This window comes from Luteimonas composti (genome assembly GCF_042678665.1).
In the GTDB taxonomy this organism is placed as follows: Bacteria; Pseudomonadota; Gammaproteobacteria; order Xanthomonadales; family Xanthomonadaceae; genus Luteimonas; species Luteimonas composti.
The window spans coordinates 966,555-989,207 of the sequence record NZ_JBHTKU010000001.1 but is presented as its reverse complement, the minus strand read 5'-3'; the positions used below and the strand labels follow the sequence as shown (position 1 = coordinate 989,207).

The following is a 22,653-nucleotide window of genomic DNA, read 5'->3' as shown; positions in this document are numbered from 1 at the left end:
GGGCAATTCCGGAAGGCCTGGCAGGCCGTGGAGGGGATGCCGCTATGAAATGATGTTTTTGTTACAGCCGTATGACGCCCGCAGACGCGACTGCAAACGGCCCCGCCGCGGCCGCGGGGATGCGAACGGACCCAGAGGCGCGATCGCTGGGCGGCATCGGGCGGATGCCGCCCCAGCGCACCTGCGCGGCGTCCGTAAATTCTTGTGCTCAACGGCCGTCACCCCGGCTCCGGGCGGTCACTGGACGAAGCCCGCGGCAGGAATGCGCCGCGCCATCCCGCTGCAGCTGCGCGCGGAACCAGAAAGGCGGGCCCGAAGGCCCGCCAGGAAGATCGCCGGGAGAGGAAAGCGGATCAGTAGGGCAACGCGGTGGTCCAGTAGGACTCGACCTGGCGCACCAGCGAGTCGGGCAGCGGCACGTAGCCCAGCGTGCGCGCCTGGTCGTCGCCGTTGGCGTACACCCAGCGGAAGAATTCGCGGGCATTCTTCGCGCCTTCCGCGTTCCTGGGCTGCTTGCGCATCAGGATGAAGTTGGTGGCGGTGATCGGCCAGGCGTTCTCGCCCGGCGCGTTGGTCATCACCAGGTGGAAGTCGCTGGTCGAGCCCCAGTCGGCGCTGGCCGCTGCCGCGGAGAAGGTCTCCTCGCTCGGATTCACGAAGTTGCCGGCCGCGTTCTTCAGGCGCGAGTAGGCCAGCCGGTTCTGCAGTGCATACGACAGCTCGACGTAGCCGATGCCGCCCTTGATCTGCTTGACGTAGGCCGCGACGCCTTCATTGCCCTTGCCGCCGATGCCGACCGGCCATTTGACCGCGGTGCCTTCGCCCACCGCGTCCTTCCAGCCGGGGCTGACCTTGGACAGGTAGTTGGTGAAGTTGAAGCTGGTGCCCGAGCCATCCGAGCGGTGCACGACGGTGATCTTGGCATCCGGCAGCGGAATGCCGCCGTTGAGCGCGACGATGGCCGGATCGTTCCACCTGGTGATCTTGCCCAGGAAGATGTCGGCCAGCGTCGCGCCGTCGAGCTTCATCGCGCCCGCCTGTACGCCCTGCAGGTTGACGATCGGCACCACGCCGCCAATCACCGACGGGAACTGCGCCAGACCTGACTTGGCGAGCTCGTCGGGCTTGAGCGGTGCATCGGACGAGCCGAAATCGACGGTCGCCGCCTTGATCTGCGCGATACCCCCGCCCGAGCCGATCGACTGGTAGTTGATCTGCTTGCCGGTGGCCTGCCGGTAATCGGCCGACCAGCGCGAGATGGCCGGATACACGAAGGACGCGCCGGCACCGGTGGCGTCGTTGGCGCGGACGGTGGCGGCGGCGAGCGCGGCCGAGAGGCCGAGCGCGGCGATCGAGGTCTTGAAGATGGCGTGCATGGTGTCCCTGGAGTCAATGCGGGGGGAGTCCCGCTGCGGCGCCATTGCACGACCGTCAGATGACAGGCCGATGCCGCGCCGATGACGGTTGCATGACGCCGCGCGATGCAGGGCCGTGCGCGCTGCGACGCGCTGTCATTTGTCGGTCACGAAACCGCCCCATCCTGTGCACGCCCGGGTCGCCCCATCGGCAACCCACGCGCTCGCGTTGCGACGGCACCAGCCGCTGCGCACCTACTTCCTTCCATCATCGGGACTTCAGCACATGCGTCACACGATCCTCGCTGCCGCGCTTGCCACCGCACTCGGCTCGACCAGCTTCACCGCCGCCGCCCAGTCGGCACAGGACCGCGAAATCACCGAGCTCAAGGCCCAGATCTCTGCGCTGGCGGCCAAGGTCGAAGAGCTCGAAACGCGCACCGATGCGCAGTCGGACATCAACGTCGCCACCCAGGAGAACCTGGACAAGATCGCCACCGGCACGCCGGTGGTTGCCACCAAGGGCGGCCTGAAGGTGACATCGCCCGACAAGAAGTTCGAGGCCTCCCTGGGCGGCCGCATCCATTTCGACGCCTATGCCTTCGACCGCGACCTGGCCAGCACCACCGGCACCACCGAGTTCCGCCGCGCGCGCCTGACGCTGCAGGGCAAGGCCTATGGCTGGGACTACAAGCTCGAGCAGGATTTCGCCGCGGGCAGCAACCTCGACGGCCTGCGCGATGCCTACATCGCGAAGTCGGCGCTCGGCGGCAAGTTCACCATCGGCCACTTCAAGCCCTACCGCGCGATGGAGGAGCTGACCAGTTCCAACGAGATCCTGATGATGGAACGTCCGTTCGCGACCGCCACGGGCCTGTTCAGCGGCCGCCAGTTCCAGCAGGGCGTGGGCTACCTGCGCGGCGGCGGCAACTACACGGCCGGCTTCAGCGCCTTCAACCTGCGCGGCGCCAGCGGTTCGCGCAACGAAGGCGTGGGCTATGCAGGACGCGTGACGTTCGCCCCGATCAACACCGCCGACAGCACTCTCCACTTCGGGGCCTGGGCCAGTCACGAGAACGCCAACCAGGGATCGGCCGACCTGTCCGCGGTCGCCAACTACGCCGGCCGGCGTGGCCCATCGCAGGCCATCGCCACCGTGACCGGCGCCAGTCGCAGCGACATCTCGGCCTACGCGCTGGAGGCGGCCGGATCCTTCGGCCCGGTGTTCTTCCAGGGCGAATACGCCAATGCCTCGTTCGGCCAGCCGGTCGGGCCCGACCAGGACGTCACCGCCTGGTACCTGCAGGGCAGCTGGCATCTCAACGGCGGCCACAAGCCCTACAAGGCCGGCACCGGCGTGTTCGGCTCGGCACCGGTGGCCGACCGTGGCCTGTGGGAGCTGACCGCACGCTACGACTCGATCGAGAACAAGGACATCGCCGGACTCGACGTGAGCAGCTGGATCCTGGGCGTCAACTACTACGTCAATCCCGGCCTGCGCTTCATGTTCAACTACACCCGGGGCGACAACGGCTTGACCGGCGACGAGACCGGGCAGTACGCCTTGCGCACGCAGTTCTCCTGGTAGACGGCGGGGTCGCGGCCGGCTCCGAAGGCCCCGGGGAAGCCCGGGGCCTTTTCTGTTCGGGGGGCACGCCCCGGGCGATTCGATGCGCAGGTGGCGCCCCATGACCAATGGCATGGCCCCGACCCGCCGCACTGCGCTAAGGTCCCGCCATGGCGCCCGCCTGCACTGCGGTGCGCGCGCCAGGACAGCGGACGGTGCACGCGGCGCCAGCGGCGCCCGGGCATCGTTTTTTTTTGCATCGAATCGAGCGACAGGGGGCGGCGAGTGGCGAGCAGTACGCGGGGCTGGTTGTGGGGTGCGGGATTGGCGGTGCTGTGTGCCGCCGGGGCGGGACGGGCCGGCGAGCCGGTCGACCTGGACATGGTGGCGAAGATCCGCCACGAGGCCTTCGGGCGTTCGCAGGCGCCTGCGCTGCTCAAGGAACTCACCGAAACCATCGGTCCGCGCCTGACCAATTCGCCGGGGTACGAACGCTCGACCGCATGGGCGCGCGACAAGCTCTCGGGCTGGGGCCTGGCCAACGTGCACGACGAGGTCTACGATCCCGCCTTCGGCCGCGGCTGGGAATTCCGGTCCGCGCGCGTGGAGATGGTTTCGCCGCGGACGCTGCCGATCCACGCGCTGCCCAAGGCCTGGACGCCCGGCACCGACGGCCCGGTGGAAGGCGAAGTGGTGCGCGCCACGTTCAAGACCGTCGAGGACCTGGAGAAGCACAAGGGGAAGCTGCACGGCAAGATCGTGCTGCTCGACGAGGCGCGCGCCTACAAGCCTGCCGAGCGTCCCGACTTCCGCCGCTACAGCGAGGAAGAACTCGGCGAGCTGCAGACCTTCCCGGTGCCCCAGGACCGGGGCGAGGACGCGCAGGCCAGGCGCCTTGCCGAGTACCGCAAGCGCGAGGAGCTGAACCGCGCGCTCAATGCCTTCCTGGTGGAAGAGGGCGCCGTGGCGACGCTGTCGATCAGCTCCTGGGACAACGGCATCCTGCGCGTGGCCGGCGGCGGAGCGCGCAAGGCCGGCGAACCGGCCGGCGTGACCGGGCTGGTGGTCTCGGCCGAACACTACAACCAGCTGGTGCGTGCGGTGGAGCGCAAGCAGGACGTGCGCCTGCGCATCGACGTCGATGGCGGCTTTACCAGCGACGCCGACCTGCCGGCGAGCAACGTCTTCGCCGAACTGCCGGGCAAGGGCGGCAAGGCGTCCGAACTGGTGGTCATCGGCGCCCACCTGGATTCCTGGCACACCGGGACCGGAGCCAGCGACAACGGCGCCGGCGTGGTGGTGATGATGGAGGCCATGCGCATCCTCAAGGCGATCGGCGCGCGTCCCGACCGCACCATCCGCATCGCCCTGTGGGGCGGCGAGGAGCAGGGCCTCAACGGGTCCGCGGGCTATGTCTCGAAACACCTTGCCGCGTATCCCGAGCCCACCGATCCCGAGCAGCGGGCGCTGCCGCGCGCCTTCCAGCGCGGCACCGGACCACTGCAGCGCAAGCGCGGCTACGAGCGTTTTTCCACCTATTTCAACTTCGACAACGGCACCGGCCGGATCCGCGGCATCTATGCGCAGGAGAACCACGCCGCCGTACCGGTGTTCAAGGCCTGGCTGGAGCCGTTCAAGGACCTGGGCGCGGACATCGTCACCACCCGCAACACCGGCAGCACCGACCACATGTCCTTCGACCGCGTCGGCCTGCCGGGCTTCCAGTTCGTGCAGGATCCGGCCGACTACTTCTCGCACGTCCACCACACTCACCTGGATACCTACGACCACGTGGTGCCGGAGGACCTGAAGCAGGCTGCGGCCATCATCGCCTCCTTCGCCTGGCACGCGGCGACGCGCGCCGAGCGCATGCCGCGCAAGCCGTTCACCGAGCGCGACGTCGAGTGATTGGCGATCCGGCGCCGGCGAAGCCGGTGCCGGATCCGCTTCGCGGCCGTGAACGGCCGTTTCCTCGCCGCCATCCCGTGCTGGAAGCTTTCGGTCCGGGCGACGGCAGATGTCCCGGATGATGCAGCGCGGGCAGTCGGGCTTGCACGCCTCGTGCACGTCCTGGCCGGACAGCGAACGAACCGGCGCGGAAAGCTGCGGCATCGCGCCCGCGCGCGGAAACGCGTCCGCCACGCGCCGGCCGGCCGGCGTCTGGCGCGGTAGCTGCGGATGTCCTGGATGCTGCAGCGTGGGCAGCCGGGTCTGCGTAACTTGCACGCACGGCGCCCGGGCAGCGGGGGAATCGGCGTGCGAAGGTGCCGCACGGCGCCCGCGGGGCGGAAATGCGTCCGCCCGCGCGCCGGTCAGGCCAGCGTCTTGTCGGGGTAGCGGCAGAGATCGCGAATGATGCAGCGCGGGCAGTCGGGCTTGCGCGCCTTGCACACGTAGCGACCATGCAGGATCAGCCAGTGGTGCGCGCCCAGGAGGTATTCGGGCGGCACCACCGTCATCAGCCCGTCCTCGACCGCGCGCACGTCCTTGCCCGGCGCCAGGCCGGTGCGGTTGGACACGCGGAAGATATGCGTGTCGACGGCGATCGTGCCCTCGCCGAACAGGGTGTTGAGCACGACGTTGGCGGTCTTGCGCCCGACGCCCGGCAGCGCCTCGAGCGCTTCGCGGGTGCGCGGCACTTCGCCGCCATGCTGGTCGACCAGGATCCGGCACAGGGCCATGACGTTCTTCGCCTTCGCGTTGAACAGGCCGATGGTGGAGATATGCCGCTTGAGTCCTTCCTCGCCCAGGTCGAGGATCGCCTGCGGCGTATTGGCGACGGGGTACAGCCGCCGCGTCGCCTTGTTCACGCCCACGTCGGTGGCCTGGGCCGACAGCACCACCGCGACCAGCAGCTCGAAGGGGGTGGAATACTCGAGCTCGGTGGTCGGCTCGGGGTCGATCTCGGCGAGGCGGGAAAACAGTTCGTGGACTTCGTCCCGGGACAGCCGGCTGCGGCGGGGCGCGCGTGCGCGCGTCGATTTGCGGGGGGCGGTCATGGCTTGCCGCCCGCACGCGCGCGCGCGCGCGCCAGCGCGGCCGCCGCGGCCGGCGGCAGTGCGGGCGCGGGGCCAGCGCTGGCGGCGGGCGCGGGATTGCGCCGCGCCTCGCGTTCGGCCGCGCGACGGGCCAGGCGCGCGGCGCGCGCCCGGTAGCGATCGCGCGCGGCCCAGGCCTGCCGCAGCCGCTCGCGAGCCTGGACGACGACGGCGCGCGCGGCAGGATCGAGCGCGGGATCGTCGTCGACGAAGCCCATCAGCCCGGCGTCGATCGCCGCGTCGATCTCGCCGGCCTGCAGCAGCGCGGCCAGCCGCGCGCCGTCCGCACGGTCGGCCGGAGGTCGGGTTGCGGGCATGTCGCGGCTCAGCGGCCTTGGAACTCGGGTCTGCGCTTGGCGAGGAAGGCAGAGGTGCCCTCGCGCATGTCCTCGGTGGAGAACACTAGGCCGAACTGCGCGGCTTCGTAGGCCAGGCCTTCCTCGATGCCGCATTCGCCGCCGGTGTTCACGCAGTCCAGGATCCCGCGCAGCGCCAGCGGCGCGGCGGCCGCCAGCTGCGTGGCCAGCGCCATCGTGGCCGCTTCCAGCTCGGCAGCGGGTACCACGCGGTTGACGATGCCCAGCTGCAGCGCCCGCGCCGCGTCCACCGGCGCGCCGGCCAGGCACAGCTCCAGGGTGGCCGCACGCCCGGCCAGGCGCAGCAGGCGCTGGGTGCCGCCGAAGCCCGGGATCAGCCCCAGGTTGATCTCGGGCTGGCCGACCTTGGCGGTCTCCGAAGCGATGCGCAGGTGGCAGCACATCGCCAGTTCCAGGCCGCCGCCCAGGGCGAATCCGTTCACCATCGCGATCACCGGCTTGGGCAGGGTCTCCAGGCGCCGCATCATGCGCTGGCCGCGCAGGGCGAAGTCGCGTCCCTCGCTCGGCGTCAGGCCCGACATCTCCGCAATGTCCGCTCCGGCCACGAATGCCTTGGGACCCGCACCGGTCAGCACCACCACCCTCACCGACGCGTCGTCGGCGGCCGCGTCGGCGGCGGCGTGCAGGGCGGCGATGGTCGCCGAGTCCAGCGCGTTCAGGCGCTCGGGGCGGTGGATGGTGATGACGCGGACGGCGTCGCGGTCTTCGATCAGCAGGGGGGAGTCGGTCATCGGCTTCGCAAACATGAAGACGGCGGGGGCCGATTGAACTTGTCGGCCCCCGGCGGGTCGGAGGGGAGGCGTCAGTGGCGGTTAAGCCCAGCGGCCGCTATCCTAGCGCGTCCACTGGGGGCGGTTCGACCGCCCCCTGTCGTGTCCGGGCCGGTCCACCGGCCGACCGTATTTTCCTGGAGAGTGACCGAATGAAATTGCGTCTGCTTGCCGCCTCCCTCGCGGCAATCACCCTGGTCTCCGCGGCGGCTTCCGCCCAGGACACCACGTCCGAAAAAGGCAAGCTGAGCTATGCGATCGGCTTCAACACCGGCGTCGAACTGGCGGAACTGACCGCGCGCGGCGAGGCGGTCGACGTCAACACCGTGATCAAGGCGATCCAGGACGCTTACGCCAAGAAGCAGCCTGCCGTGCCGGTCGACCAGCTCAAGGCTGCGGTCGAGAACATGCAGAAGCGCCAGCAGGCCAAGATGGAGGCCGAGTTCACCCAGCTGGCCAACCAGAACAAGACCCAGAGCGACGCGTTCCTGGCGCAGAACCGCGCCAAGGCGGGCGTGCAGACCCTGTCGGGCAGCACCGTGCAGTATCGCGTGATCGAGAACGGCAGCGGCGCCAAGCCGACCCAGGCCAGCGACGTGCAGATCAGCTACAAGGGTTCGCTGCCCGACGGCACCGTGTTCGTCGACACCGCGCAGGCGCCGGAAGGCCAGCAGGCCGGCCCGGTGACGATGAAGGTCAGCCAGATCCCGCTCGCGGGCCTGCGCGAGGCGCTGCTGCAGATGCCGGCCGGCGCGCGCTGGGAAGTGGTGCTGCCGGGCGACAAGGCCTACGGCACCGACATGCGCGCCGGGCGCATGGCCAACCAGGCGGTCGTGTTCGACGTCAAGCTGGTCAGCGTCAAGTGACCGGAGGCCGCGCGACGCGCGGCCTACGCGGCACACGGCGGTAACATCGGGACTGCGTCCCGCGGCCACCGCCACACCGACAGCGCCGGCGTCCGCCGGCGCTGTCGTTTTTTTTCCGTCCCCGATCCACCTGGCGAGTCCCCCGAGTGCGCGCGATCCTCACCCCCTGTACCGGCGTCTGCACGCTCGACGAGCAGGGCCTGTGCCTGGGTTGCCATCGCAGCGCCGCGGAAATCACGCGCTGGGTGCAGATGGACGACGAGGAGCGCCGCCGGCTGATGGAGCGGGAACTGCCCAGGCGCGAGGCGCAGCGCACCGGGTGAACACGCGGGCGATGCCACTGGACCGGATCGTCCGCGCGCTGCATCCGCTGGGCGCGGAGCCGGTCGGACCGGAATGGAACCTGGCCGAACTCGACGGCCTGCTCGAGGCGATGCCGCCGCTGGATGCCGCGGTCCTGCTCGGGCTGGTGCCGCGGCAGGACGGACTGCAGGTCCTGCTCACGCGTCGCAACGACGGCCTGCGCCAGCATGCGGGCCAGGTCAGCCTGCCGGGTGGACGGATCGATCCGGGCGACGCGGGCGTGCTCGACGCTGCGCTGCGCGAGGCCAGCGAGGAAATCGGGCTGCCGCGCGCGCAGGCCACGCCGCTGGGCTACCTCGACCCGGTGCGGACCATTACCGGCTACCGGGTGGTGCCGCTGCTCGCACGGCTGGCGCCCGACTTCGTTCCGCGGCCGGACCCGGGCGAGGTCGCGGCGGTGTTCGAGGTGCCGCTGGACTTCCTGATGGGGCCCGAGCACCTGCGCGAACTGACGATCCAGTTCGCGGGCCGGCCGCGCAGGGTGCTCGAGTATGCTCCCTATCCCGGCGCGCCCGGTCAGCGCATCTGGGGCGTCACCGCCTCGATCCTGTTCAACCTGCGCCAGCGGCTGGAGGCCCTGCCATGAACGCGAGCGGATGGACCACGCTGGTGCAGCCGGAGGCCGTGGCCGCGTCGCTCGGCACGGCCGAAATGGTGGTCGTCGACTGCCGCTTTTCCCTCGCCGACCCCGCCGCCGGCGAGCGCGCCTACCTCGAATCGCACCTGCCGGGCGCGCGCTACGCGCACCTGGATCGCGACCTGTCCGGGCCGCCTGGTCCGGGACGGGGCCGCCATCCCTGGCCGGACGCGGACGCCTTCGCCTCACGCCTGTCGGCGTGGGGAATCGCGCCGCACAGCCGCGTGGTGGCCTACGACGCCGGCGACGGCGCCCACGCCGCGCGGCTCTGGTGCCTGCTGCGACTGCTGGGCCATGACGCGGTGGCGGTGCTTGACGGCGGCTGGGCGCGCTGGACCACGCTCGGCCTGCCGGTGGAGGCGGACCTGCCGGTGCCGTCGCCGACCGCCTACGCGGGCCGCTTCGATACCGCGAGGCTGTTCGATGCCGACGCGGTACGGCGCCACCTCGCCGGCGGCGGAATCCTGCTCGATGCGCGCGCCCCCGAGCGTTTCCGCGGCGAGGCCGAGCCGCTCGATGCGGTCGCCGGCCACGTGCCGGGTGCGGTCAACCGACCTTATGCGCGCAATCTCGAGGACGGACGTTTCAAGCCGGCCGGCCGCCTGCGCGAGGAATTCAGTGCGCTGCTGGGCGGGCGTGGCGCGCACGCCCTGGTCGCGATGTGCGGTTCGGGCGTCACCGCCTGCCATCATCTGCTGGCGCTGGAACATGCGGGCCTGGCCGGCGCCGGCCTCTACACCGGCTCCTGGAGCGGCTGGATCGACGATCCCGCACGACCGGTGGCGACCGGCGACGGTTGACGCCGCCGTCCGGCCGGCTGGTCTATTTGCCGAGCCTGGCCAGCAATGCGCGCAGCGCGGCCTGGGTGTCCGGATCGTTCCAGGAGGCGACGAAGCGGTCGAGTTCGAGCAGTTCGGGCTGCAGCGAGGCGACGACCTCGGCGCGTGCGATCGCGCGGGTCGCCAGCATCGGCTTGCGCGGCAGCGACAGCAGTTGCGCAAGCCATGCATGCGCACGTGCCGGCACCTCGGCGACCGGCGCCAGTTCGTCGACCAGCCCCATCGCCAGCGCCTGCTGCGCCTCGACCATCGCGCCGGCCACCAGCAGGCGTTCGGCGCGGTGCGCGCCGACCAGGCGGCGCATCAGCCGCTGGATGCCTTCGGGGACCACCAGCCCTACCTGCGTCTCGTTGAGCCCGATGCGGTAGTCGCCCGCGGCCATCACCCGGTAATCGCAGCACAGCGCCAGGACGCAGCCGCCCGCCGGCGCATGGCCGTTGATGGCCGCGACGACCGGTACCGGAGACTGCGCCAGCGCGCGGGCGGCGTCGATGAAGCCGGCCCAGGCATCGCGCAGCGCGGCGGCATCGAGGCCGACCAGGTGCGGCACGTCCAGTCCCGCGGAGAAGGGGCCGGGACCGCCGCTCAGCACGATGCCGTGCGCACCGGCCTCGATCGCTTCGGCGACCGCCTCGCGCAGCGACCGGCACAGGTCCGGGTCGAGCGCATTGACCGGCGGCCGTGCCAGGCGCAGTTCGTGGATGCCGTCGTGCTGGCTGCGTTCGATCATGCGTCGGGTCCGTGGCAGGAACTGCCATCATAGCGGCGCCGGCGCGCGGCCCGATGTTGCGTCGATGCAACACGAGGCCGCGCGCGGCCAGGCCCGCATGGGCTGCGGCCGGCAGGCGCTTGTGGCGGACGACGCCCGGGCGTTGCGCCTGCACATCGTTGCAGCGCTGAAACATTTCCAGCGTAGAACCGTGCGCCCGGCCGCAGGTCGATGCGATCCGCCGCGTGCAAATCCAGCTGTTTCAACGTGTTGCGCATGCCGCGCGTGCTTGGCATCGCTCTTGCGGAAAGGCTGCAGCGCGAATGCCGGCCATGACGGCCGGTCTTTGGCGCACGAACCCGAAGGAGTCAGACCAATGCGCATTCGACACAGCGTTCTCACCGCGGCCGTCCTGGTCGTGCTCGGCGCCTCGGGCCAGCTCATGGCCCAGGACCAGAACGAGGCAGGAGCCGGCGACAACAATGCCACCAGCGGCAACAACCGCGACAACATGACCCAGGCCGTCGCCTCCGGCGCGGGCAGTGCCGCGGCGGACAACAACAGCACGGCGACCGCCAGCACCACCAATACCGCCACCGATTCGTTCAATACGAGTTCCAACACCGTGGTGGCCACCACCCAGCTCAGCGGCACGGTCACCGGCAACGGCGTATCGGGCCTGGGCAACGTCGCCAACAACGCGGGCAGCGCCGGCGGCGGCGCGGGCGGCGCCGGCGGTGCCGGTGTCGGTGGCGCGGGCGTCGGCGGTGCGGGCACCGGTGGCGCCGGCGGCGACGGCGGCGACGCGGGTTCGGCAAGCGATCGCGCCGGCGATTCGGCCAGCGCGACGCAGACGGCCGCAGCCGGACAGTCGGCTTCCGATGCCTATGCCGAGGCACGCAGCCGCGCGCGCGAACGCGGAGCGGGCGCTGCCAGCGCGGACAGCCAGTCGCAGGCGGATGCCTGGTCGAACGCCGACACCTCGGCCACCGGCGGCGACAGCACGGCCAGCAACAGCGGCAGCAGCGGCGATGCCGCGGCCTGGGGCGGCGCGGGCGGTGCCGGCGGTGCCGGAACCGGCGGCGACGGCACGGGCGGCGACGGCAACGGCGGCTCGGGCGGCGCAGGCGGCGCGGGCGGCGTGGCCTATGCCCACTCGGGCAGTTTCGACATGTCCAACGCCATGAACGGCTCCGGAAACGCGGCCGCCGGCATCATGGTCATGGCGCAGAACAGCGGTGCCGCCTCCCTGATCCAGCAGGGCATCACGGTGCAGGCCAACCTCACGGTCGGTCCGTGACCGCCTGATGCGTCCCGCATTGGCGGGGCGCGACCCGGCCGGTCGCGAGGCGCGCCCGCGCAGCGCGACCGGCTGGTCCAGTTCCAGCACAGGCTGCGGCGCGCGCCGCGGCAGGAGGAAGGATCCATGCACGCACACCCTGTGCGGCGTCTCGCCCTGGCGTTGGCGTTGGCGTTGGCGGCCGCGACGCTTCCCGCGATGGCGGCACAGCCGCCAAAGGAAGCGGCCCATGTGGCGCGCGATGCCGGGCTGGGCCCGGCGCTCGCCACGGATGCCCTGGCCGGGCTGCGCGGCGGCGACAGCCAGGTCACGGTGGAGGTCGACAACCAGGGCGTGGTCGAGGGCAATACCGCGAGCCAGGTCGTCGCCGGCGACAACAGGATCGACGGCGGCGCCTTCGCCAATGCCGCTGGCCTGAACACCGTGATCCAGAACAGCGGATCGAATGTGCTGATCCAGAACGGCACCTCGGTCAACGTGCGCTTCGGCGGCCCGTGATGCGAAGCGCGTGGCTGCCGGTGGTGCTGACGGGCCTGCTGGCGCTTCCGGCCCCGGCCCGCGCGATCGACCTGCGCGTGCCGCACGGCGGCGGCTATTCGGTCCCCGTCACCAGCCTCAAGGAAGCGCGCTTCCGCACCACCGTGCGCCAGCAGTACGACTTCAGCTGCGGCTCGGCCGCCGTCGCGACCCTGCTGACCTACCAGTACGGCGTCGCGGTCGACGAGGCCGAGGTGTTCAGCCGGATGTATGCCAGCGGCGACCAGGCGCGCATCCGCGCCGAAGGCTTCTCTCTCCTGGACATGCGCCGTTACCTGGCCACGCGCGGATTCCAGGCGGACGGTTTCCAGGTGCCGCTGGACAAGCTGCTCGAGCAGGGCCTGCCTGCGATCGTGCTCATCAACGACCGGGGTTATCGGCATTTCGTGGTGGTGCGCGGCCTGCGGCAGGGCCGCGTGCTGGTCGCCGATCCCGCGCGCGGTTCCCGGGCGATTCCACGCCGTGATTTCGACCGCCTGTGGGACAACCGCGTGCTGTTCGTGGTGCACAGCCATCGCGAGCTGGCCAGCTTCAACCAGGCTCGCGACTGGAACCTGGCGCCGTCGGCCCCGCTGCACACGGCGATCCAGCGGCAGGGCCTGCGCGAGATCGTGATCCCGCGCCGCGGACCCGGAGACATCTGATGAAGACGCACGCAGCGCTGGTGCTGGTCCTGGTCGCTTGGCTGATGGCGTGCATGCCCGCCCGGGCGGCGGATGCGTCCGCATCCGACCTGGCCTCATGGCCACGGCTCGCCCGCGGCGAACTCGACGCGCAACGCGGCGGCTTCCAGCTGCCCTCCGGGCTGCACGTGTCGTTCGGTTTCGAACGCACTGTGCACGTCAATGGCGAACTGGTTTCGGCGCTGCGCGTGCAGGTCGCCGACGTCAGCCGGATCAGCGCGGAAGAGGCGGGCCAGCTGGCGGCCCTGGGCCGCACGCACTGGGTGCGCATCGGCGGCGGCGATGCCGTGCAAGCGGCGGGCGCCGGCCTGGTCGTCCAGAACGCCCTCGATGGCCAGCGCATCCAGGTACGGAGCACGCTGGATGCGAGCTCCAGCGGGCTGGACATGCTGCAGGCACTGAACACCGCACGGACGCTGCAGGCGGCGACCGCCGCTTCCGTCGGCGGCCTCTAGGCGAACCCATGCGACAGGGACGTACGCGATGAACGTTCGATCGATCCGATCCATTCCCACAGTCCACTGCACGCGCACCGCGTTTCCCCAGCGCACGGCCCTGGCCGTGCTGACCGGCTGCTCGCTGCTGCTGGCCGGGCCGCTCTGCGCGCAGGGCAGCGACCCGGCCCATCTCCTGCGCCGGATGGAGGCGCGGATGGCCGAGCAGGACCGCAGGATCGGCGAACTGCAGCAGCAGGTCGCCCGGCAGCAGGCGGTGCTCGACAGCCTCGAACAGGACCTCGCGGACGCGCGCCTGGAGGCGCTGCGCGCGCGCGGGAACAGCCAGGCCCCGGTGCTGCCGCTGGTTGCGGGACAGGCGGCGGCCGTGCACGCGCCGGGCGCGACGGTGCAGGCAGACGCCGGCGTCGCCGCGCAGGGCGACGCGGTGGCAGCCGCGGACACGCAGGTCGGCCGGCCACCGGATCCCGAGGAGCGGCCTCCGGAAGTCGCGCGCATCTTCGAGCAGCCCGGGGTGCTGACCCCGGCTGGCAAGCTGGTGCTCGAACCCTCGCTGCAGTTCGGCTATTCCAGCAACGATCGCGTGGCCCTGGTGGGCTACACCGTGATCCCGGCGATCCTGATCGGCCTGATCGACGTGCGCCAGGTCAAGACCACCAGCCTGACTGCCGCGGTGGCCGCGCGTTACGGACTGGGCGGTCGCTTCGAACTGGAGGCGAAGGTGCCGTTCTCCTACATCAGCAGCGACACGGTCAGCCGCGAGATCTTCACCGGCTCCGCGCAGGACGCCGTCTTCCAGGCCGACGGCAAGGGCCTGGGCGACATCGAACTCACCGCCCGCTACCAGCTCGACCAGGGCGCCGCCGACAAGCCCTTCTACGTCCTGTGGCTGCGCTACAAGACGCGCACCGGCCGCGACCTGTTCGAAGTGGTGACCGATTGCGTGACGCGCTGCGTGGCCAACGCCACCGGCACCGGACTGCCGCTGGACCTGCCCACCGGAAGCGGCTTCGCCTCGCTGCAGCCGGGCGTCACCTGGCTGTACGCCTCCGACCCGGTGGTGTTCTTCGGCAGCCTGAGCTACCTGCACAACTTCGAGCGCGACAACGTGTCCAGGACCGTGCTGTCGGGAGCGCCCGAGGGCTATCCGCAGACGACCACCGAGCTGCTGGGCACGATCGATGCAGGCGACATCATCGGCTTCAACTTCGGCATGGGCCTGGCGCTCAACGAGCGCGCCGCGGTGAGCTTCGGCTACGACCAGAGCATCGTCGACCGCACCAAGCAGAACGGCGAGGACGCGCCCGGCGCGGTGCGCGTGGTGCTCGGCACCCTGGTGATCGGCGGCTCCTACCGCCTGAGCGAGCGCGCCAGCCTCAACGTCGCGCTGGGCGTCGGCGTCACCCGCGACACGCCGGACGTGTCGCTCGCCGTGCGCATGCCCATCAGTTTCTAGCAGCGACTCCGCAGTCGCCCGTCGTGGTGGCCACGCCGGGCGACCGCGCGTGGCTGTTCAGCGATGTGCAGGCCGCCGTGTCCGCCACCGGCGACTGCCCGCGTTCGGATGACAACAACAAGAACAGGAACAGGCATCCGCCAGGGGGAGGATGCGGGGAGTGATCCCGCATGTCGCAACCCGAAACGCGCACCCTGGTCCATCTGCAGCCGCACCTGTTCGACGACGGCGGCCTGCTCGAAGACGATCTGCGCGGCATCGGATGGCAGGTGGCCGCTACGGTCGCCGTCGCCCGGCTGCAGCACGACCAGCTGCCGCAGCCGGGTGCGCCGGGGGTGGGCCTGCTCGACCTGCGCGGCGTGGCCGATGCGGACGCTGCCGCGCTGGCCGGCGATCCCGCGCTGCTCCAGGCGCTGGCGCATCCGGCCCTCGAGTGGGTGGCCGTGCTGCAGGTGCGGCAGCCGGACTGCGAGGCGCTGGGCCGGCTCGTGCACGGCTATTGCCGGGATTACGTCGTCCATCCCTGCGAGCCGGGCACGCTGTCGGTGGTGCTGGGCCACGCGCTGGGAATGGCCCGGCTGCCCGGCGGCCTGGTGTCGACCTGCCCGGAGGTCGAGCCGATCGCCGGCATGGTGGGCGCCAGCGAGGTGATGCGGCGCCTGGCGCAGCGGATCCGCAAGGCCGCGCGCAGCGAGGCGCCCGTGTTCCTGGCCGGCGAGACCGGCACCGGCAAGGAGCTCGCCGCGGCCGCGATCCATCGCCAGTCGCGCCGCGGCGGCATGCCGTTCGTGGCGATCAACTGCGGCGCCATTCCGCACAGCCTGATGCAGTCGGAGCTGTTCGGCTACGAACGCGGCGCGTTCACCGGCGCGGTGCAGCGCAAGCTGGGCCGGGTCGAGCAGGCCGATGGCGGCACCCTGTTCCTGGACGAGATCGCGGACCTGCCGATGGAGTCGCAGTCGGCGCTGCTGCGTTTCCTGGAAGAGGGCAGCATCGAGCGGCTGGGCGGAAGGGAATCGATCCGGGTCGACGCGAGGATCGTGTCGGCGACCCACGTCGACCTGCAGGCGGCGGTGGCGGAGGGACGGTTCCGCGCCGACCTCTACCATCGCCTGCGCGTGATCGAGCTGCGGATGCCGGCCCTGCGCGAGCGCGGCGGCGACATCGCGATGATCGCGCAGCACGCGCTGCAGCGGCACGCGGGCGAGGTGCCCAGCCGGCCCAAGGGCTTCAAGGCCTGCGCCCTGCGTGCCATGCAGGGCTACCCCTGGCCCGGCAACGTCCGCGAACTGATCAACCGGGTGCGCGAGGCGATGGTGATGGCGGAGGGCTGCTACATCTCCGCGCGCGACCTGCAGCTGGAGGACGGCGAGCCGCCACCGTGCGGCGGCGTGACCATCGAGCTGGCCCGGCGCGAGGGCGAGCGCGCCGCCATCGAGCGTGCGCTGGCCCGCAACGACCAGCGCGTGGGCCCGGCCGCGGACGAACTCGGGATCTCCCGCGTCACCCTGTACCGGCTGATGCTCCGCCATGGCCTGCACGAGGCGCGCCCGGAGGCGCGCTGGAGCAGGCTTGCCGTGGTGAAGGGCGGCCGCGAGAAGGCCTGAGCGCGGCGCCGCCTCAGCCGCCCGCGATCCGGCGCACGGCCGCCGGCAGCGGGGTCGGGCGTCCGCTGGCCCGGTCGATCCACACGATCACCACGTGCCCGTCGGCGTACAGCACGGTGCCGTCGTCGCTGCAGATCCGGTGGCCGATGGTGACGCTGGTCGTGCCCACGCGGTCGGCAAACAGTTCGACCACCACCCGGGCCGGATACGGGATCGGCGTGCGGTAGCTCATCTGCACCGCGGCCAGGAGCGGTGCGAACGCGTCCGTCAGCCAGGGCTCGCCCAGCGACTCGAACCAGCGGATCCGCGCCTCCTCCAGGTAGGTCATGAAGTTGGAGTTGTTGACGTGGTTGAAGGCGTCGAGGTCGCGCCAGCGCAGTTCGATCGGCAGGCGGAACAGGGCGGTGCGGTTGTCCAGGCTCATGGTGCGCGACTCGGGCGATGCGATGGAAACGACGGATCAGGCGGCCGACCGGCGCCGCGCCGGCTTGGCGTCCAGCCCGAGGGTGCGGGCCAGGAAGCGGCCGGTATGCGAGGCGGGGAGCCGCGCGATCTCCTCCGGGGTGCCCTTGCCGATGATGGTGCCGCCGCGGTGCCCGCCTTCGGGCCCCAGGTCCACGACCCAGTCGGCGGTCTTGATCACGTCCAGGTTGTGCTCGATCACCACCACCGTGTTGCCGTCGTCGCGCAGCTTGTGCAGCACGGCGAGGAGGTGCTCGATGTCGTGGAAGTGCAGGCCGGTGGTGGGCTCGTCGAGGATGTAGAGCGTGCGGCCGGTGTCGCGGCGCGAGAGCTCCTTGGACAGCTTCACGCGCTGTGCCTCGCCGCCGGAGAGGGTGGTCGCCGGCTGGCCGAGCTTGACGTAGCTCAGGCCGACGTCGACCAGGGTCTCGAGCTTGCGCGCGATCGACGGCACCGGCTCGAACAGGGCCAGCGCGTCCTCCACCGTCATCTCCAGCACGTCGTGGATGCTGTAGCCCTTGTAGAGGATCTCCAGCGTCTCGCGGTTGTAGCGCTTGCCCGCGCAGACGTCGCAGGGCACGTACACGTCGGGCAGGAAGTGCATCTCGACCTTGAGCAGGCCGTCGCCCTGGCAGGCCTCGCAGCGGCCGCCGCGCACGTTGAAGCTGAAGCGGCCCGGCGAATAGCCGCGCGCGCGCGCCTCCGGCACCTGGGCGAACAGCTCGCGCAGCGGCGTGAACAGGCCGGTGTAGGTGGCCGGATTGCTGCGCGGGGTGCGGCCGATCGGCGACTGGTCGATGTCGACCACCTTGTCGAACAGGTCCAGGCCCTGGATCTCGCGGAACGGGGCCGGGGTGTGCGAGGCGCCGTTGATCTCGTTGGCGGCCAGGGCGTACAGGGTGTCGTTGATCAGGGTCGACTTGCCCGAGCCGGAGACGCCGGTGATCGCCGTGAACAGCCCCGACGGGATCTCCAGATCGACGTTCTTGAGGTTGTTGCCGGTCGCGCCGAGCAGCCGCAGCTGCATCTTCGGGTTGGGCTTGTGGCGCTTGGCCGGGATGGCGATCTGGCGCTTGCCCGACAGGTACTGGCCCGTCAGCGAGCGCGGCGCCTTGAGGATATCGGCCGGGGCGCCCTCGGCCACCACCTCGCCGCCGTGCACGCCGGCACCGGGGCCGATGTCGACCACGTGGTCGGCCAGGCGGATGGCGTCCTCGTCGTGCTCGACCACGATCACCGTGTTGCCGAGGTCGCGCAGGCGGGTGAGGGTGCCCAGCAGGCGCTCGTTGTCGCGCTGGTGCAGGCCGATCGAGGGCTCGTCGAGGACGTACATCACGCCCACCAGGCCGGCGCCGATCTGGCTGGCCAGGCGGATGCGCTGCGCCTCGCCGCCCGACAGGGTGTCGGCCTTGCGCTCCAGGGTGAGGTAGTCCAGCCCGACGTCCACCAGGAAGCCCAGGCGCTCGTTGATCTCCTTGACGATCTTGGTCGCGATCTCGCCGCGCCAGCCGGCCAGCTGCAGGCTGGCGAAGAAGGCGCGCGCCTCGTCGATGGGCAGCACCACCAGGTCGGACAGCGGGCGGTCGTCGACGAACACGTTGCGAGCGGCCCGGTTCAGGCGCGCGCCGCCGCAATCGGTGCAGGCGCGTTCGCTGATGTACTTGGCCAGTTCCTCGCGCACCGCGGCCGACTCGGTCTCGCGGTAGCGGCGCTCCAGGTTGGGCACGATGCCCTCGAAGCGGTGTTTGCGCTGGGTGCGCCCGCCGGCGTCGGTGATGTAGCTGAAGGTGATGGTGGTGCCGCCGCTGCCAAACAGCACCGCTTCGCGCGATTTCTCCGGCAGGTCCTGCCAGGGCGTGTCGACGCTGAATCCGTAGTGCCTGGCCAGCGACTGGATCAGCTGGAAGTAATACGCGTTGCGCCGGTCCCAGCCCCGGACCGCGCCGGCGGCCAGCGACAGCTCGGGGTGCACGACCACGCGCGCGGGGTCGAAGAACTGGGAGACGCCCAGGCCGTCGCAGGTCGGGCAGGCGCCCTGGGGCGAATTGAACGAGAACAGGCGCGGTTCCAGTTCCGGCAGCGCGTACTCGCACACCGGGCAGGAGTACTTGGAGGAGAACAGCAGCGGCGCGGCGGCCTCGTCGTCCATGGACTGGACCGAGGCCATGCCCTCGCCGAGCTTGAGTGCGGTCTCGAATGACTCGGTCAGGCGCTGGCGCAGGCCGGCGGCGGATTCCTCGTCGGCGCTGCGCACCTTGAAGCGGTCGATCACCGCTTCGACGGTGTGCTTCTGGCGCAGGGCCAGGGCCGGCACGGCGTCGATCTCGTGCAGCACGCCGTCCACCCGCACCCGCACGTAACCCTGGGCGCGCAGCTGCTCGAACACCTGGGCGTGCTCGCCCTTGCGTTCGCGCACCACTGGAGCAAGCAGCATCCAGCGGCGCTCCGGGTCGAGCGCCAGCACCTGGTCCACCATCTGGCTCACCGTCTGCGCCTCCAGCGGATAGCCGTGGTCCGGGCAGCGCGGCAGGCCCACGCGGGCGTACAGCAGGCGCAGGTAGTCGTAGATTTCCGTGATGGTGCCCACGGTCGAGCGGGGGTTGTGGCTGGTCGACTTCTGTTCGATCGAGATCGCCGGGGACAGGCCCTCGATATGGTCGACGTCCGGCTTCTCCATCACGCTCAGGAACTGGCGCGCGTAGGCCGACAGAGACTCGACGTAGCGGCGCTGGCCCTCGGCGTAGATGGTGTCGAAGGCCAGCGACGACTTGCCCGACCCGGACAGGCCGGTGAAGACGATCAGGCGGTCGCGCGGCAGGTCGAGGTCTACGTTCTTGAGGTTGTGGGTGCGGGCACCGCGAATGCGGATGGTGTCCATCGCCATCGGGACGGGATTCCGTGTGGGGGCTGGGGGGCGGGGCGGCCGGGGAGAACCGGTCAGCCTAGCGAGCCGCCGATATGGGGGCAAATGCGGCGGAAGCCAGTTTCATGATTGGCCGTCTCAGGCTGTGAGACAGTGCAAGCCGGGGAGGTGGGAGCCGAAGCCAGCCGTTCGTCCGGGTCAAGCCGGAGGTGGTTGAAAGTTATACGGTTGTTAACATGCCCTTCACGGCGATAAACCTAAGCTGCCGCCGTGCGTTCAGTCAGCAGTTCTGGGGCTGGGCAGGACAGGGCGCCGGACGTCGCACCAGTGGGACACGGGGTCGCAATCTGAATGGGAAGTCCTTTCAAGGAACCGGAAATGACGAAGACGAAACTCCTCACCCTCGCGCTGCTCGGCAGCCTCGGCCTGACGCAGGCCGCGTCCGCGCAGGAATTCGATGATCGCTGGTACCTGACCGGTTCGGTCGGCTTCAACCTCCAGGACGAGGACCGCCGTACGGACGACGCGTACGCGCTGGGCCTGGGCCTGGGCAAGTTCATCAGCCCGGAGTGGTCGGTGGAAGGTGCGCTGAACTACCAGAACCCGAACTTCGAGCACAACAAGGACCTGCTGTGGAGCCAGTACGGCGTGTCGCTGGACTTCCGCCGCCACTTCATCTCCGCCGAGCGCAACTGGGCGCCGTACGTGCTGTTCGGCCTGGGCTACCAGCGCTCGGAAGAAGAGTACGTGGTCGCGACCTCGCCGGAGCTGTTCCAGCGTGAGGACGGCAACCTGGCCGCGAAGGTCGGCGTGGGCCTGCAGAGCGACTTCAGCCGTCGCGTGGCGGTGCGTGCCGAACTGGCCGCCCGCTTCGACTTCGACGACCAGAGCTATGCGGCCGAGTCGGGCACGGATGGTTCGGGCTACCCGCACCAGCAGGAAGAGAGCTACTTCGCCGACGTGATCGCGTCGGTGGGCGTGGTGATCCCGCTGGGTCCGGAGCCGACCGCCCCGGTGGCCCCGCCGCCGCCGCCGCCGCCGGCCGAGCCGGCTCCGCCGCCGCCGCCGGCGCCGATCACGATCGACCTGAACGGCGTGAACTTCGACTTCGACAAGTCGACGCTGCGTCCTGACGCGGTGCAGATCCTGAACGAGGCCGTGGAGATCCTGAAGCGCTATCCGGATCTGCGCGTGGAAGTGGCGGGCCACACCGACCTGTGCGGTTCGGACGCCTACAACCAGAGCCTGTCGGAGCGCCGTGCGCGCGCGGTGTACGACTACATGACCAGCAACGGCATCGACGCCGGGCGTCTGTCGGGTCCGGTGGGTTACGGCGAGAGCCGTCCGCTGGAGCCGACCGCGCAGACGCTGCCGGGTTGCAAGAGCGAGGTCAACCGCCGCACCGAGCTCAACGTCCAGAACTGATCCGAAGGCGGCCGCCCCCTGGGACGGCCGCCTCTTCCCGGTTTGTTAAGAATCCGTTTCGACCGTGTTATCCTGTTCAGGCAGGCCAAACAACGGCTTGGGGCAACCAGTTCGCCCCGGACACGAGCCGGATTCAGACGTGTGAACCGCTTTACCTCTACAGACGCTTCCCCCTAAGGAGTTTCCAATGAAGATCCGCTTGTTGAGTGCTGCCCTGCTCGCGGGCATGGCCGTGACGTCCGTCGCGTCCGCGCAGGAATTCGATGATCGCTGGTACCTGACCGGTTCGGTCGGCTTCAACCTCCAGGACGAGGACCGCCGTACGGACGACGCGTACGCGCTGGGCCTGGGCCTGGGCAAGTTCATCAGCCCGGAGTGGTCGGTGGAAGGTGCGCTGAACTACCAGAACCCGAACTTCGAGCACAACAAGGACCTGCTGTGGAGCCAGTACGGCGTGTCGCTGGACTTCCGCCGCCACTTCATCTCCGCCGAGCGCAACTGGGCGCCGTACGTGCTGTTCGGCCTGGGCTACCAGCGCTCGGAAGAAGAGTACGTGGTCGCGACCTCGCCGGAGCTGTTCCAGCGTGAGGACGGCAACCTGGCCGCGAAGGTCGGCGTGGGCCTGCAGAGCGACTTCAGCCGTCGCGTGGCGGTGCGTGCCGAACTGGCCGCCCGCTTCGACTTCGACGACCAGAGCTATGCGGCCGAGTCGGGCACGGATGGTTCGGGCTACCCGCACCAGCAGGAAGAGAGCTACTTCGCCGACGTGATCGCGTCGGTGGGCGTGGTGATCCCGCTGGGTCCGGAGCCGACCGCCCCGGTGGCCCCGCCGCCGCCGCCGCCGCCGGCCGAGCCGGCTCCGCCGCCGCCGCCGGCGCCGATCACGATCGACCTGAACGGCGTGAACTTCGACTTCGACAAGTCGACGCTGCGTCCTGACGCGGTGCAGATCCTGAACGAGGCCGTGGAGATCCTGAAGCGCTATCCGGATCTGCGCGTGGAAGTGGCGGGCCACACCGACCTGTGCGGTTCGGACGCCTACAACCAGAGCCTGTCGGAGCGCCGTGCGCGCGCGGTGTACGACTACATGACCAGCAACGGCATCGACGCCGGGCGTCTGTCGGGTCCGGTGGGTTACGGCGAGAGCCGTCCGCTGGAGCCGACCGCGCAGACGCTGCCGGGTTGCAAGAGCGAGGTCAACCGCCGCACCGAGCTCAACGTCCAGAACTGATCGGACGCGAGTTGCTGTACACGGGAAGCCCGGCCTAGTGCCGGGCTTCTCGTTTCTGCGGACCTGCATTCGCAAAGGGATTCCTGCGCTTGCCTGTGCGCATTGCGCTGCTA

Annotated in this window: 18 protein-coding genes and 2 pseudogenes; 13 read left to right on the top strand and 7 right to left on the bottom strand. The window is 70.4% G+C overall.

Annotated features, from left to right (window positions below; genetic code table 11):
* Positions 1 to 353: 353 nt before the first annotated feature.
* The gene (gene pstS / locus ACFQ2D_RS04530; RefSeq protein ID WP_280942680.1) at positions 354 to 1,376 is read right to left on the bottom strand and encodes a phosphate ABC transporter substrate-binding protein PstS; all 1,023 of its coding nucleotides are present in this window, start codon (positions 1,374 to 1,376) and stop codon (positions 354 to 356) included.
* A 265-nt stretch (positions 1,377 to 1,641) separates the two neighbouring features.
* On the opposite strand from pstS, the gene ACFQ2D_RS04525 reads away from it, so the two are divergent.
* Both ACFQ2D_RS04525 and ACFQ2D_RS04520 read left to right on the top strand, forming a co-directional pair.
* A complete protein-coding gene (locus tag ACFQ2D_RS04525; RefSeq protein WP_280942679.1) occupies positions 1,642 to 2,943 on the top strand; it encodes an OprO/OprP family phosphate-selective porin in 1,302 nt (433 codons plus the stop codon).
* Positions 2,944 to 3,303: 360 nt separating this feature from the next.
* Positions 3,304 to 4,830, top strand: coding sequence for a M28 family metallopeptidase (locus ACFQ2D_RS04520; protein ID WP_280942714.1), 1,527 nt, complete (start codon positions 3,304 to 3,306; stop codon positions 4,828 to 4,830).
* Between the two features lie 404 nt (positions 4,831 to 5,234).
* On the opposite strand, the gene nth is transcribed toward ACFQ2D_RS04520, so the two are convergent.
* Genes nth through ACFQ2D_RS04505 form a run of 3 tightly spaced genes read right to left on the bottom strand, consistent with a single transcriptional unit; the run spans position 5,235 to position 7,068 of the window.
* Positions 5,235 to 5,921, bottom strand: coding sequence for an endonuclease III (nth, locus tag ACFQ2D_RS04515; RefSeq protein ID WP_386795536.1), 687 nt, complete (start codon positions 5,919 to 5,921; stop codon positions 5,235 to 5,237).
* Entirely contained in the window at positions 5,918 to 6,277 is a 360-nt protein-coding gene (locus ACFQ2D_RS04510) for a hypothetical protein (protein ID WP_386795535.1), read from the bottom strand. Before ACFQ2D_RS04510 ends, nth begins: the two co-directional genes overlap by 4 nt.
* Before the next feature lie 8 nt (positions 6,278 to 6,285).
* Positions 6,286 to 7,068, bottom strand: coding sequence for an enoyl-CoA hydratase/isomerase family protein (locus ACFQ2D_RS04505; RefSeq protein WP_280942127.1), 783 nt, complete (start codon positions 7,066 to 7,068; stop codon positions 6,286 to 6,288).
* A gap of 191 nt (positions 7,069 to 7,259) precedes the next feature.
* Here ACFQ2D_RS04505 and ACFQ2D_RS04500 point away from each other — a divergent pair, with 191 nt between their 5' ends.
* The 3 genes and pseudogenes from ACFQ2D_RS04500 (at position 7,260) to ACFQ2D_RS04490 (ending at position 9,773) form a co-directional block, all read left to right on the top strand.
* Positions 7,260 to 7,973 (top strand): FKBP-type peptidyl-prolyl cis-trans isomerase N-terminal domain-containing protein, encoded by a 714-nt coding sequence (locus tag ACFQ2D_RS04500; protein WP_280942128.1) that lies wholly within the window; start codon positions 7,260 to 7,262, stop codon positions 7,971 to 7,973.
* A gap of 200 nt (positions 7,974 to 8,173) precedes the next feature.
* Positions 8,174 to 8,922, top strand: a pseudogene (locus tag ACFQ2D_RS04495) (NUDIX hydrolase).
* Positions 8,919 to 9,773, top strand: a complete 855-nt coding sequence (locus ACFQ2D_RS04490) for a sulfurtransferase (RefSeq protein WP_280942129.1) — start codon at positions 8,919 to 8,921, stop codon at positions 9,771 to 9,773. The pseudogene ACFQ2D_RS04495 and the gene ACFQ2D_RS04490 overlap by 4 nt, the downstream one beginning before the upstream one ends.
* Positions 9,774 to 9,795: 22 nt before the next feature.
* Here the strand turns inward: ACFQ2D_RS04490 and ACFQ2D_RS04485 are convergent, their stop codons facing one another.
* Positions 9,796 to 10,542 (bottom strand): enoyl-CoA hydratase/isomerase family protein, encoded by a 747-nt coding sequence (locus tag ACFQ2D_RS04485; RefSeq protein WP_280942130.1) that lies wholly within the window; start codon positions 10,540 to 10,542, stop codon positions 9,796 to 9,798.
* A 64-nt stretch (positions 10,543 to 10,606) separates the two neighbouring features.
* Between ACFQ2D_RS04485 and ACFQ2D_RS04480 the strand changes: the two genes are divergently transcribed.
* The 6 genes from ACFQ2D_RS04480 to ACFQ2D_RS04455 all read left to right on the top strand — a co-directional run bounded on the left by ACFQ2D_RS04480 (position 10,607) and on the right by ACFQ2D_RS04455 (position 16,559).
* Positions 10,607 to 11,821 (top strand): hypothetical protein, encoded by a 1,215-nt coding sequence (locus ACFQ2D_RS04480; RefSeq protein WP_386795534.1) that lies wholly within the window; start codon positions 10,607 to 10,609, stop codon positions 11,819 to 11,821.
* A gap of 126 nt (positions 11,822 to 11,947) precedes the next feature.
* On the top strand, positions 11,948 to 12,319 hold the full coding sequence (locus tag ACFQ2D_RS04475) for a hypothetical protein (RefSeq protein WP_280942132.1): 372 nt from the start codon (positions 11,948 to 11,950) through the stop codon (positions 12,317 to 12,319).
* Positions 12,319 to 13,002, top strand: coding sequence for a C39 family peptidase (locus tag ACFQ2D_RS04470; protein ID WP_280942133.1), 684 nt, complete (start codon positions 12,319 to 12,321; stop codon positions 13,000 to 13,002). Before ACFQ2D_RS04475 ends, ACFQ2D_RS04470 begins: the two co-directional genes overlap by 1 nt.
* A complete protein-coding gene (locus ACFQ2D_RS04465) occupies positions 13,002 to 13,496 on the top strand; it encodes a hypothetical protein (RefSeq protein WP_280942134.1) in 495 nt (164 codons plus the stop codon). Before ACFQ2D_RS04470 ends, ACFQ2D_RS04465 begins: the two co-directional genes overlap by 1 nt.
* Positions 13,497 to 13,524: 28 nt before the next feature.
* Positions 13,525 to 14,952, top strand: coding sequence for an acetate kinase (locus tag ACFQ2D_RS04460; RefSeq protein WP_280942135.1), 1,428 nt, complete (start codon positions 13,525 to 13,527; stop codon positions 14,950 to 14,952).
* Positions 14,953 to 15,122: 170 nt separating this feature from the next.
* The gene (locus ACFQ2D_RS04455; protein WP_280942136.1) at positions 15,123 to 16,559 is read left to right on the top strand and encodes a sigma-54 dependent transcriptional regulator; all 1,437 of its coding nucleotides are present in this window, start codon (positions 15,123 to 15,125) and stop codon (positions 16,557 to 16,559) included.
* A 13-nt stretch (positions 16,560 to 16,572) separates the two neighbouring features.
* Here the strand turns inward: ACFQ2D_RS04455 and ACFQ2D_RS04450 are convergent, their stop codons facing one another.
* Together ACFQ2D_RS04450 and uvrA are read right to left on the bottom strand one after the other, a co-directional pair.
* On the bottom strand, positions 16,573 to 16,983 hold the full coding sequence (locus ACFQ2D_RS04450; RefSeq protein ID WP_280942137.1) for an acyl-CoA thioesterase: 411 nt from the start codon (positions 16,981 to 16,983) through the stop codon (positions 16,573 to 16,575).
* Between the two features lie 39 nt (positions 16,984 to 17,022).
* Positions 17,023 to 19,905 (bottom strand): annotated as a pseudogene (gene uvrA, locus ACFQ2D_RS04445) (excinuclease ABC subunit UvrA); the annotation flags it as partial.
* 357 nt (positions 19,906 to 20,262) lie between these two features.
* Between uvrA and ACFQ2D_RS04440 the strand changes: the two are divergent.
* Both ACFQ2D_RS04440 and ACFQ2D_RS04435 read left to right on the top strand, forming a co-directional pair.
* Positions 20,263 to 21,309, top strand: a complete 1,047-nt coding sequence (locus ACFQ2D_RS04440; protein ID WP_386795533.1) for an OmpA family protein — start codon at positions 20,263 to 20,265, stop codon at positions 21,307 to 21,309.
* A 187-nt stretch (positions 21,310 to 21,496) separates the two neighbouring features.
* Entirely contained in the window at positions 21,497 to 22,540 is a 1,044-nt protein-coding gene (locus tag ACFQ2D_RS04435; protein WP_386795532.1) for an OmpA family protein, read from the top strand.
* Positions 22,541 to 22,653 lie beyond the last annotated feature (113 nt).